This is a genomic window from Janthinobacterium sp. MP5059B, from assembly GCF_001758645.1.
Classification (GTDB): domain Bacteria; phylum Pseudomonadota; class Gammaproteobacteria; order Burkholderiales; family Burkholderiaceae_D; genus Janthinobacterium; species Janthinobacterium lividum.
Genome location: NZ_LRHX01000004.1, coordinates 22212 through 33428 on the forward strand (window position 1 = coordinate 22212; position 11217 = coordinate 33428).

11 protein-coding genes are annotated in these 11217 nt (G+C 64.6%); 7 read left to right on the top strand and 4 right to left on the bottom strand.

Annotation, left to right across the window (positions count from 1 at the left end; translation table 11 throughout):
- Positions 1–40: 40 nt before the first annotated feature.
- From msbA to JAB1_RS02450, 4 genes are all read left to right on the top strand, one after another.
- The gene (gene msbA / locus JAB1_RS02435) at positions 41–1876 is read left to right on the top strand and encodes a lipid A export permease/ATP-binding protein MsbA (RefSeq protein ID WP_070278544.1); all 1836 of its coding nucleotides are present in this window, start codon (positions 41–43) and stop codon (positions 1874–1876) included.
- Between the two features lie 148 nt (positions 1877–2024).
- Positions 2025–3155, top strand: a complete 1131-nt coding sequence (locus JAB1_RS02440) for a toxin-antitoxin system YwqK family antitoxin (RefSeq protein WP_175445008.1) — start codon at positions 2025–2027, stop codon at positions 3153–3155.
- Positions 3156–3234: 79 nt separating this feature from the next.
- Entirely contained in the window at positions 3235–3729 is a 495-nt protein-coding gene (locus JAB1_RS02445) for a MarR family winged helix-turn-helix transcriptional regulator (RefSeq protein WP_070278548.1), read from the top strand.
- Between the two features lie 77 nt (positions 3730–3806).
- On the top strand, positions 3807–4922 hold the full coding sequence (locus tag JAB1_RS02450) for a toxin-antitoxin system YwqK family antitoxin (RefSeq protein ID WP_139144419.1): 1116 nt from the start codon (positions 3807–3809) through the stop codon (positions 4920–4922).
- On the opposite strand, the gene JAB1_RS02455 is transcribed toward JAB1_RS02450, so the two are convergent.
- Both JAB1_RS02455 and JAB1_RS02460 read right to left on the bottom strand, forming a co-directional pair.
- The gene (locus JAB1_RS02455; RefSeq protein WP_070278553.1) at positions 4919–6241 is read right to left on the bottom strand and encodes a chloride channel protein; all 1323 of its coding nucleotides are present in this window, start codon (positions 6239–6241) and stop codon (positions 4919–4921) included. The genes JAB1_RS02450 and JAB1_RS02455 overlap by 4 nt on opposite strands.
- 86 nt (positions 6242–6327) lie before the next feature.
- On the bottom strand, positions 6328–7251 hold the full coding sequence (locus tag JAB1_RS02460; protein WP_343215973.1) for a LysR family transcriptional regulator: 924 nt from the start codon (positions 7249–7251) through the stop codon (positions 6328–6330).
- 97 nt (positions 7252–7348) lie between these two features.
- On the opposite strand from JAB1_RS02460, the gene JAB1_RS02465 reads away from it, so the two are divergent.
- Entirely contained in the window at positions 7349–8359 is a 1011-nt protein-coding gene (locus JAB1_RS02465) for a zinc-binding alcohol dehydrogenase family protein (protein ID WP_070278556.1), read from the top strand.
- 7 nt (positions 8360–8366) lie between these two features.
- On the opposite strand, the gene nhaR is transcribed toward JAB1_RS02465, so the two are convergent.
- Positions 8367–9266 carry a transcriptional activator NhaR gene (gene nhaR, locus JAB1_RS02470; protein WP_034786371.1) on the bottom strand — a complete coding sequence of 300 codons (900 nt, stop codon included), beginning with the start codon at positions 9264–9266 and terminating at the stop codon, positions 8367–8369.
- Between the two features lie 159 nt (positions 9267–9425).
- Between nhaR and JAB1_RS02475 the strand changes: the two genes are divergently transcribed.
- Together JAB1_RS02475 and JAB1_RS02480 are read left to right on the top strand one after the other, a co-directional pair.
- Positions 9426–10388, top strand: a complete 963-nt coding sequence (locus JAB1_RS02475) for a TerC family protein (protein WP_034786370.1) — start codon at positions 9426–9428, stop codon at positions 10386–10388.
- Positions 10389–10454: 66 nt separating this feature from the next.
- Entirely contained in the window at positions 10455–10856 is a 402-nt protein-coding gene (locus tag JAB1_RS02480) for a TerB family tellurite resistance protein (protein WP_034786369.1), read from the top strand.
- A 6-nt stretch (positions 10857–10862) separates the two neighbouring features.
- On the opposite strand, the gene JAB1_RS02485 is transcribed toward JAB1_RS02480, so the two are convergent.
- Positions 10863–11216 (bottom strand): YnfA family protein, encoded by a 354-nt coding sequence (locus tag JAB1_RS02485; RefSeq protein ID WP_070278558.1) that lies wholly within the window; start codon positions 11214–11216, stop codon positions 10863–10865.
- Position 11217 lies beyond the last annotated feature (1 nt).

Genomic DNA, 11217 nt, shown 5'->3' on the forward strand with positions numbered 1-11217 from the left:
GCGGTTAGAATCACGCTTTACCCTCACTTTTCTCACCTGCATGCAGCAAAGTCGCCTCCTGTTTTTCCGCCTGGCCGGCCAGTTTCGCCGCTATGGCGCCATCGTTGCCGCCACCTTGCTGGCCGTGGGCGTGGCGTCCGCCACCGATGTGTTGTTAATCCGCCAGTTGCAAAACGTCGTCGACGCCATGCGCGCGACGGCCAGCACGCAGGTCGCGCCCGTGTCCGGCGTGATGGGCATGCTGCAGGGCTGGGTCGACCGTTTCTTGCCGGCACAGGCGGGGCAGGTGGACCTGTGGGTGATTCCCGCCACTATCCTGGGCCTGGCCGTGCTGCGCATGGTGTCGAGCTTTGCCGGCGATTATGGTTCCGTCTGGCTATCGAGCCGGGTACAGGCCGACCTGCGCGAAAAGATGTTCGCCACCATCATGCGCCTGCCCAGCCGCTTTTTCGATACCACCACCACCAGCCTGACGCAGTCGCGCGTGGCGTTCGACGCCAGCCAGGTGTCGCAGGCGGGCTTGAACGTGCTCAACGTGATGGTGCGCGACTCCGTCGCCACCGTCGGCTACCTGATTCTGCTATTCAGCATCGACGTGAAACTGGCCCTGTTCTGCATGGCCTCGATGCCCATCGTCGCCATCGTCGTGACCCTGGCGGGACGCCGCATGCGTCACCTGAGCAAGAGTTCGCAGCAAGCCGTGGGCGAACTGACGTCCGTGCTGGACGAAAGCATAGCCGGCCAGCGCGTCGTGAAAATCTTTGGCGGCCAGGATTATGAACAGGCGCGCTTCGTCGACGTGGTCAAGCGCAACCGCCAGCTGGCCGTCAAGCACGCGGCTACCTCGGCCATGAATTCCGGCTTCATCATGATGCTCGTCGGCATTACCCTGTCGTCCGTGATTTACTTTGCCATGCTGCGCGCGCAAAGCGGTGCCATCACGCCGGGCGCTTTCGTCGCGTTCATGGGCGCGCTGATGGCCATGCAGTCGCCGATCAAGAATTTGACGAAGATCAATGAGCCGCTGCAGCGGGGCCTGGCTGCGGCCGAGTCCGTTTTTGGTTTGATCGACACGCCGCTGGAGCCGGACCCGGGCACAGTGGCCCCGGCCGCGGTGCAGGGCAATTTGTCCTTGCAGAACGTCCATTTCCGCTACAACAGCGACGATCCCGATACGCCCACGGCCTTGAGCAATATCACGCTCGACATCCGCGCCGGCGAAACGGTGGCCCTGGTGGGCGGTTCCGGCGGCGGCAAGACAACCTTGCTGGGCTTGCTGCCGCGCTTCTATGACGTCAGCGGCGGCCAGATTCTGCTCGACGGCGTCGACGTGCGCGACTACGCCTTGCTGGCCCTGCGGCGCCAGTTCGCCCTCGTCAGCCAGGATGTGATCCTGTTCAACGATACGATGGCGGCGAATATCGCCTACGGCGACCCGGCCCCGGACCAGGACCGCATCGAAGCATCGGCGCGCGCCGCCTACGCCCACGACTTCATCATGCAGTTGCCGCAAGGCTACGACACCCAGGCGGGGCAGAATGGTTCGCGCCTGTCGGGCGGACAACGCCAGCGCCTGGCCATCGCCCGCGCCCTGTACAAGGATGCGCCGATTTTGCTGCTCGACGAAGCCACCAGCGCGCTGGACACGGAGTCGGAGCGCTCCGTGCAGGCCGCGCTGGAAGTGCTGATGCGCAACCGCACCACCATCGTCATCGCCCACAGGCTGTCGACCATCGAAAGCGCCGACCGCATCGTCGTCATGCAGGGCGGGCGCCTGGTGGAATCGGGCAGCCATGCGGACTTGCTGCAGCAGGGCGGCGCGTATGCGCGCCTGCATGCGAGCCAGCTATCTCCCGTCAAGGATGCCCTGGGCTGACGCCTGGCCCATCCTGCCCATGCGCCAGGCCGGAGCCGGACCAGCAGGTCCGTCCCGGCCTTTTTTCATGGGGCGGCAATCGTGCCTGTGGCGACCGGCGCTTGCCTTTATGATGGCAGCCGCAAAGCAACATGAACAATGGAGCAACATGAAGAATCAACAGACAATGCGCTGGCTGCTGGCCGCCGCGCTGGGTATGAGTACGGCCTTGCCGCTGGCGGCACAGGAAGATACGCCGTCGCCGGCAACGGCTTCCCATCACGCGCAAGAAGAGGACAGGACCATGTATCTGGATGAAAATTTCATGCCCAGCAACGAGCGTCGCGCCGTGTATGCGCTGCGCACGCCGCCCGTGCGCGACGAGGCGCTGGGCGCCTGGCATGTACGGCTCGAATTTCCCGACACGCCGGGCGTGCTGGCCTTTGAAACCTATGCCACGGACCTGGACCTGAGCCAGGTCAAGTTCGTGAAGTTTCGCAAGTACTACCACGAGAATGGCCAGCTGCTGCGCGAAACCTATTTCAATGCCCAGGGCGAGGAGCTGCTCGGCGGCAGTGTGTACTTCGAGAATGGCCAGGTCCAGCAGCGGGTGACCGCCTTGCCGAACGGGCGCGACAGCATATCGGAAAGGTATCACCAGAATGGCCAGCTGATGAGCCGCACGCTGTATCACGGCGACGAGATGGCCGATGGCGAGCAAGTGTCGTATGGCGCGAACGGGGCCGTCAGCAACCGCTCGTATCGACGCCATGGCCAGATGGATGGTGTGGAGGAATCGTTTTATGCCGATGGCAAGCTGTTCCGGAAGGGGCGGTACGTCGATGGCCAGCGCGAGGGCGAGTTCGTCATGTACGCGCAGGATGGCAAGGTGCTGGCCCGGACCGTCTGGGTGCACGGCCAACCCGACGGCTGGTCGTTTGAAAGCCATGGCAATGGCGTCGTGTCGAACAAGACGCTGTACCAGAAGGGTGCCGTGCTCAGCTTGCAAACGTGGGCCCCGAGTGGCCGGCCCGTGTTTGCCTGGCAAAAAGACGCGCAGGGGCGCGACCACGGCGACACGACGGATTGGCATGCCAACGGCGCGCGCGCCAGCGTGACCCCGTTTGTCGAAGGCCAGCGCCACGGCTTGCTGCAGACCTGGTACGACGATGGCAGCCTGCGGCAGATCGTGCCGTACGAACACGGCAAGAAGCACGGCATCGAGCGCCAGTGGGACAAGGCCGGCAAGCTGGTGCTGGAACAGGCGTGGCAAGCCGGAGAACCAGTTTCCATGCGCTAGGAGTCGTCCGCCTTTGCAGGTATCATGCAGGGATTCCGGCCCGCCAGCAGGCGTGAAGCCGGCGGGATAACTGGAGGCAATGGTGGTGGAAGCGGAAGTATCGGCGATGGCCAGGGCGCAAGGCATGGCCTTGCAAAACATGCGCGTCGTGATGCGCGCGGCGCAGCGCCACTCGGCGCAGATCGAGAAGCAATGCGGCGTATCGGGCGCGCAATTGTGGGTGATGCAGGAATTGCTGGAGCGGCCGGGCCTGCGCATGGGCGAGCTGGCCAGCAAGATGTCGATCCACCAGACGACGGCCAGCAACCTGATTGAGGCGCTGGTCAAAAAAGCCTATGTGCGCAAGGCGCGCGACCAGCCCGACCAGCGCGTGGTGACCCTGACCCTGACGGCGGAAGGGCAGACCGTGATCGCCGGCGCGCCGCAGCCGGCGCGCGGCTTGCTGCCCAGCGCGCTGAGCCAGCTCGATGCCGACAGCCTGGCGCACCTGAACCAGGGCTTGAGCGCCTTGCTGGCCGTCGTCGCTCCCGATGACAGGCAGGCGGGCATGCAACCATTTCCGTTCACCATGTAATCACTGGCAAGCGTGCGGCTGGACCGCCGCGCTTGCCATTATCATCGGCGCTGTCGCACCGTTGATGAAAGCACGCATTGAAGATATTCACTTCCGTTTTGCTGGCCACCGTCCTGGCCGGTTCTTCCACCATTTGCATGGCCAATGAGTTGGCCATCCCGGCCTTGCCTTCCGGGCAATCGCCGGCCTCCTTCTATTTCGACGCGGATTACCAGCCCGCTGCGCCCGCTGCGGCCATGTACGAGCAGCGCGCACCGTTGCACCACGATGCGGCCCGCCAGGCCTGGCATTGGCAGCTGCATTTCGCGCAGCCGCCAGGCAAGCTGCACATGGATGCCTGGCTGCGCAGCACGGACCTGGCGTCGCCCGGTTACGTCTACCAGCGCAGCGTGTATTTCGCCGATGGCCAGCTGGGCTTGCTGGAAGAGCGCAATGGGGAAGGAGACTTCGATGGCGTGAACGTGGAATACTATGCGGACGGCACGGTGAAAAGCCGCAAGGCTTACCGCGCAGGCGAGTACGAAGGCTTGCATAGCCACTACCATGCGAATGGCCAGCTGAGGCATGCATTGCTGTATCACGCGGGCCAGCCCGCCGATGGCGAATTCCTGAGCTTTGACGAGCATGGCCAGGTCAGCAACCGCGCGCATTTCGTCGATGGCGTGCTGACCGGTGAAGTGACGGCGTTCCATCCGAATGGCCGGCTGGCCGAGCGGGGACCGTATCTAGACGGCCAGCGCAACGGCCTGCACCAGGCCTGGTGGCCGGACGGCCGTGAAATGTCGCGCCTCAATTTCCTGCATGGCAAGCCGCAGGGCTGGTCGCTGCTGTATTTTGCGAATGGCCAGCTGGACCAGAAAAACCTGTTCGAGGATGGCGTCATGCTGAGCACGCAAAGCTGGCGCGACGATGGCACGCCGCTGCGCCAGCGCCAGCAGGATGAGCAGGGCCGCGCGCAGGGCGAGGACAGGCAATGGCATGCGAACGGCAAGCTTGCCCGGCTCGTTGCCTACCATGATGACGTGCCGCATGGCGCGTGGCGGGAGTGGCATGCGGACGGCTCGCCCCGCCATGCCGTGGATTACGTGCACGGGCGCAAGCAGGGCCTGGAACGGGCCTGGGCCGGCGACGGCACGCGCACCATCTGCGAGTGGCAGGATGGCCGCTTGCTGCGTGCCTGCCGCAATTTCTAGCTTGCTGCCGCTGGCAAACGTTGCAATTGCAGCTGTGCCAGCGCCCCGTACAGCGGTTCGCTGAGTACGCGCGAGACCGTGCTGGCGACGACGGCGCAGGCCATCAGGCTCAGCACCATGCCGTGGCCGTCGACCATTTCCATGACAATGATGAAGGCTGTCAGCGGCGCCTGCGTGGCGGCGGCCAGGAAGCCCACCATGCCCAGCGCGATCAGGGCCGGCGCGTGCGGGTAGTGCAGCAGCACGGCGATATCGTGGCCAATGCCGGCGCCGATGGCCAGGGATGGCGCGAAGATGCCGGCAGGCACGCCCGACCAGACGGTCAGCCACGTCGCCACATACTTGAAGGCGACAAAGGCGGGGGAGGCGTCACTGGCGCCTTCCAGCATGGCGCGCGTGGCCACGGTGCCGCTGCCGAACGTGGCGCCGTGGCTGGCGATGCCGATGGCCGCCACCAGCACGCCGCACACGGCGGCGAACAGCACGGGTCGGCCCTTTCTCCAGGCAGACAATTTTCCCAGCGGATTGCCCCGGGCGGAGGCCAGCAGCAGCCGGGCGAACAGGCCGCCCGCCACGCCTGCGACCAGGGTCACGAGCAAGCCCGGCAAGGCCAGCGCCAGGCCGATGGGGCCGGGGTGGATGATGCCGAAATGGGTGGCGTTGCCGTGGATCGACACGGCCATCATGCCGGCCAGCACGATGCCGGCGACGATGAGGCCGCTGTTGCGCTGTTCCGGCGAGCGTGACAGTTCCTCGATGGCAAACATGACGCCCGCCAGCGGCGTGTTGAAGGCGGCCGCGATGCCGGCCGCGCCACCGGCCACCAGCAGGGAATGGGCGCTCACCTGCGAGTGACGGGGCAGCCAGCGGCGTGCGGCCAGCATCACGCCGGCCGCGATCTGCACGGACGGCCCTTCGCGCCCCAGGGACAATCCCCCCAGCAAGCCGCCGGCCGTCAGGCAGATTTTCGCGGCACTGAGTTTCAACGAGACAAACAAGGAGCGCTGTTCCGGTGCCACGGCAGGGTCCAGGGTGGCCATCACTTGCGGGATGCCGGAACCGGCCGCGCCCATCGCGTAGCGGCGCGTCAGCCAGACCAGCACGGCGGCGCAGGCCGGCGTCCACAGCAGGGCGAACCACCAGGCCTTGCCGTTAAAAAAGAGAAACAGGTCCAGCGCTTCTTCCGCCAGCCACGTAAAGCCCACGACGACGAGGCCCGCGATGGCGGCCATGCCGACGACGACGGCGCGCGACCACCACAGGCGCGGGTTGGCAAATTCATGCTTGAAGGCAGAGGGAATATCGTGCAAGTGCTTCATTGCGGCAAGTCCAGGAAGGGGCGCGCAGGGCGTCGGGGAGACTTGCCATTATATAGATGTATTTGTTCAAATGTATTTCCTGTGCCTTATTTGTGGGCAAGAGGCGACAACAGCTTCGCCTCGGCCAGGAAATCGACGAGGGCCCGTACTTTCGGCGCCAGGTGTGGTCCGGACGGCCACAGCAGCCAGCAACTGTGGGCTGGATGGCCGGCGATCGCGTAGTCCCTCAGCACCTCGACCAGGCTGCCGTCGGCGAGCGCGCTGCGCACATGAAAGTCGGGCAGCCAGGCGATGCCCAGGCCTTGCCGGGCGAAGTGCAGGCGTGCTTCCACGTTGTTGCACACCATCGACAAAGGCAAGTCCGGCGCAGCCTCGCCATCGTCCTGGCGCAAGCGCCACTGCTCCACCTTGCCGCTGTGGCGGAAGCGGTAGTGCAGGCAAGTATGGTGTTGCAGATCAAGAGGACGGCTGGGCGTGCCGTGGCGGGCCAGGTAGGCGGGCGAGGCCACGAGGCAGGAGCGGAACTGGCCCAGCTTGCGCGCGGCCAGGCGCGAATCGCGCGGTGCGCCGATGCGGATGACGGCGTCGAAGCCATCGCCGACGACATCGGCCAGCGCATCGGAAAAGTCCAGCTCGAGGGCGATGGCAGGGTGCCGTTGGGAAAATTTGGCCAGCGCGGGCAGGAACAGGCCGCCCAGTTCCGGCAAGCCCAGGCGCAGACGGCCGCGCGGCGCCAGATTGCCTGCCAGTTCCTCCTGCGCCGCCTGCATTTCCGCCAGGATGCGCTCGCTGCGCGCGAGAAAGAGCTTGCCCTCGGCCGTCAGGCTCAACTGGCGCGTGCTGCGCTGGAACAGGCGCGCGCCCAGCCGCTGCTCCAGCCGGGCCAGGCTCTTGCTGACTGCTGACGGCGAAATGCCGGCCTGGCGCGCGGCGGCGACAAAACTGCCCGCCTGCGCCAGTTGCACGAACAGGGCCACGCCGGAGAGATTATCGATGTCTTGGTTTTGCATGATTCATGACAGTTTGGTCAGTATTGAAATGCATTGAAGCATATTTTTCTTTGTCGCGTGGCTGCTTACCATGGGCTTTTATCTGCAGGGGTAGGCAATGAAGATGATCGGTTTCAACAAGGGCCGCGGCGTGGACGAGCAAACCAGCCTGTTCGATATGGAAGGGGCGATGCCCGTGCCCGGTCCGCGCGACGTGCTGGTGCAGGTGCGCGCCGTGGGCATCAACCCGCTCGACGCCAAGGTGCGCGCCGGGCGGGTAGACGTGCCGGAGCGTGTCGTGACCTTGGGATGGGATGCGGCTGGCATCGTGCATGCGGTGGGCAGCGATGTGACCCTGTTCGCGCCGGGGCAGGCCGTGTACTACGCGGGCTCGTTCGACCGCGCGGGCGCCAATGCCGCATATCACCTGGTCGATGAGCGCATCGCGGGGCGCATGCCGGCGACCCTGGATTTTGCCCAGGCGGCCAGCGTGCCGCTGGCGGCGCTGACGGCGTGGCAGCTGCTGTTCGAGCGTTTTGCCATCACGCCTGGCGACCGGCAGCCGCGGGGCAGCCTGCTGGTGCTGGGCGGCGCGGGCGGCGTCGGTTCGCTGCTGATTCAGCTGGCGCGCCAGTTGACGGGCTTGACAGTGATCGCCACGGCCTCGCACGGCGACAGTGCGGACTGGTGCCGCGCCATGGGTGCCCATCACGTGATCGACCACACGCTGCCGTTGCCGGCGCAGGTGGCGGCGTTGCACGTAGCGCCGGTACGCCACATCGCCGCCCTGTCGCACACGGCGCAGCATGTCATGGAATTGGTGGAGCTCATCGCCCCGCACGGCAAGCTGGCCGTCATCGACGACCACGATGCTTTTGATGCGGCGCCGCTGAAGGGCAAGAGCGTCTCGCTGCATTGGGAAATGGTGTTTACGCGGCCTTTGTTCGCTACCGAAGACATGATCGAGCAACACCGGATTTTGCAGCGGGTGGCGCGGTTGCTGGACGAGGGCGTGCTGCGCCATACGCTGCGGCAGCGCCTGTCGCCGATGGATGCCGCCACTTTACGGCGCGCGCATGCGCTGCTGGAGCGGGGCGGGCAGCCGGGCAAGATCGTCGTCTGCGATTGAATCTGGCTTACACGAACAGCTCGTGTCGCGCGCTCTGGCTGATGGCGATGGTGGCCGGGTGGCTCAGGCGCCGTTCCGTGGTGATTGCGTAGACTTGCTCGACGAGGCTGTCGACCCGGCCCAGCGCCACCACGGCGTACTGTTCGCAGACCTGGGGCGCGATGACGGTGGGCGCAAAGAACAGGCCGGCGCCGGACTGGCCGAAGGCTTTCATCATGGCGCTGTCGTCGAACTCGCCGACGATGCGCGGGTGCAGGTTATTGTCGCCCAGCCATTGCAGCAAGCGTCCGTAAATGGCGAAGTCTTCGCCTGGCAGCAGCAGCGGCGCGCCATCGAGGCATTGCGGGAAGCTCCCCGTCAGGGTGGCGGCCAGCGCTGGCGTGCCGAACAGGGTCATGCCGCTTTCGCCCAGCAAATGGTTAAAGCCGCGCACGCTCAAGTGGGCCGGCATGGGACGGTCCGCCATGATCAGGTCGAGCCGGTGCACGGCCAGGTCCGCCAGCAGGCTGGCCAGCCGGCCTTCGCGGCAAATGATGCGCAGCGGTTCAGCCAGTCCCAGTGCCGGCGCGACGAGGCGGCAGGCGATCAGTTTTGAGACGGAATCGGCGCAACCGACGCGGAAGGTCGTCGTCGTGGTGCGCGATTGGTCGCGCACGATTTCCAGCAATTCATCGCCCGTGCTGAAGATGCTTTCGGCATGGCTGAGGATGCGCCGGCCCGTGTCCGTCAATTCCAGCTGGCGCCCGCTGCGGCGGAACAGTTCCACGCCCAGGGTGTCGGCAAATTCGCTGAGCTGGCCGGAAATCGATTGCGGCGTCAGGTGCAGCTGCTCGGCCGCGCGGGCGATGCTGCCCGTCTTGGCCACCATCCAGAAATAGCGCAAGTGCTTGAAGTTGAGTGTCGACATGGTATTTTCCGGTAGATTAATGCATCGAGTTTTTCGATGTATTCTTAAATTATATTCGATTTGTTCGATGTTTATATTCGGACTATGATGGCTGCTCAATTCATGCAAGGAGAGTGCCATGGACTTCAGGATACAAACAGAGCATTGCGGAGGCCGCCGATGAACGGCCTGGAAAGTATTGCAACGGCCCCCATGTGGGCCGGTTTCATCGCCTTTGTCCTGGTGATGCTGGCGCTGGACTTGTTCGTCTTTGGCGGCAACAAGGCGCACAAGGTCAGTGTCAAGGAAGCGGCGACATGGTCGCTCGTGTGGGTCAGCCTGGCCCTGCTGTTCAACGGCGGACTGTGGTGGTATCTGAACGGCACGGCCGGTCCCGAGATCGCCAACCAGAAGGCGCTGGAATTTTTCTCCGGCTACCTGATCGAGAAAGCGCTGTCGGTCGATAACGTGTTCGTCTTCCTGTTGATCTTCAGCGCCTTCCAGGTGCCGATCCAGTACCAGCGCCGCGTGCTGATCTATGGCGTGCTGGGCGCGATCGTCATGCGCGCCGTGATGATCATGGCCGGTGCATGGGTGGTGAGCGAGTTCAGCTGGGTGCTGTACCTGTTCGGCGCCTTCCTGTTGATTACAGGCATGCGCATGCTGGTGGCGGCCGATGCGGAACCGGACGTGGCGAACAACCCGGTGCTGCGCTTTGCCCGCCGCCACTTGCGGGTGGCCGATGGCGACCATGGCGAGCGTTTCTTCGTGGCAAAGGGTGGCTTGCGTTATGTCACGCCGCTGTTCCTGGTGCTGATCCTGATCGAGGTGACAGACCTGGTATTCGCGGTCGACTCGATCCCGGCGATTTTCGCCATCACGACGGACCCGTTCATCGTCTTCACGTCGAACCTGTTCGCCATCATGGGATTGCGGGCCCTGTACTTCCTGCTGGTGGACGTGGCTGACCGCTTCCACATGCTCAAGTATGGCCTGGCGATGGTGCTGGTGTTCATCGGCGCAAAGATGCTGATCATGCCGTGGTACCACGTGCCGGTGGAAGCATCGTTGCTGGTGGTGGCAGTCCTGATCGTGTCGAGCTGCGTGGCCAGCGTGTTCATCACCCGCAGCGACAAACAGTAAAACAGCAGTACGGCGCGCCCCGCGTGGCGGTGGCGCGCTTTTTAAACTCACAATGGAAAAGAGATTATGCGTACGTATGAAGTAAACAGTCCCCAGGCAGCGGGACGTATCCTGGCCCTGATGATGGTGGTCGACGGTAACCTGGCCAGCGCCGAGCTGCAAGCCATGCACCGCAGCAAGATCCTCGAGCATATCGACCTGGCGCCGGCCGCCTTCCAGCAACTGCTGCAAGACTTGTGCGACGACATGCTGACGTCGACCGTGCATGGCGCCGTGCAGCTGGCCAATGGCGTGATCGACAGCTTGCTCGATGAAATCGATGACCCGGACTTGCGCCGCAAGCTGTTGCAAGCCATGTGGAAGATCGCCGATGCGGACGACTGGCTGGCCGATGGCGAAGCCGTCTTGCTGGCCCGCGCCAGCGCGGCATGGTCGGCGGAAACGAACTTCCGCGCGCATGCCGCCTGATGCACATCAAGCCGTCTTGTGTCCCATCGCAATGACGGCGGCGCCGGCCAGGGCCAGGCCCACGCCGGCGATGTCCGTCCAGGCCGGCGTGACGCCGTCCACCAGCCACAGCCATCCCAGGGCCGTGGCGATATAGATGGCGCCATACGTGGCGTACACCCTGCCGCTGGCGGCCGGGTGCAAGGTCAGCAGCCAGACGAAGATCAAGAGGCTGATGGCGGCCGGCAACAGCAGCCAGGCGCTGCCCTTGTTGCTCAGCCATAGCATGGGCAGGTAGCAGCCCAGCAGTTCGGCCACGGCCGTGACGGTAAACAGCCCGAAGGTGCGGGCCAGTCCAGTCCATTCAATTGCCTCGTTCATT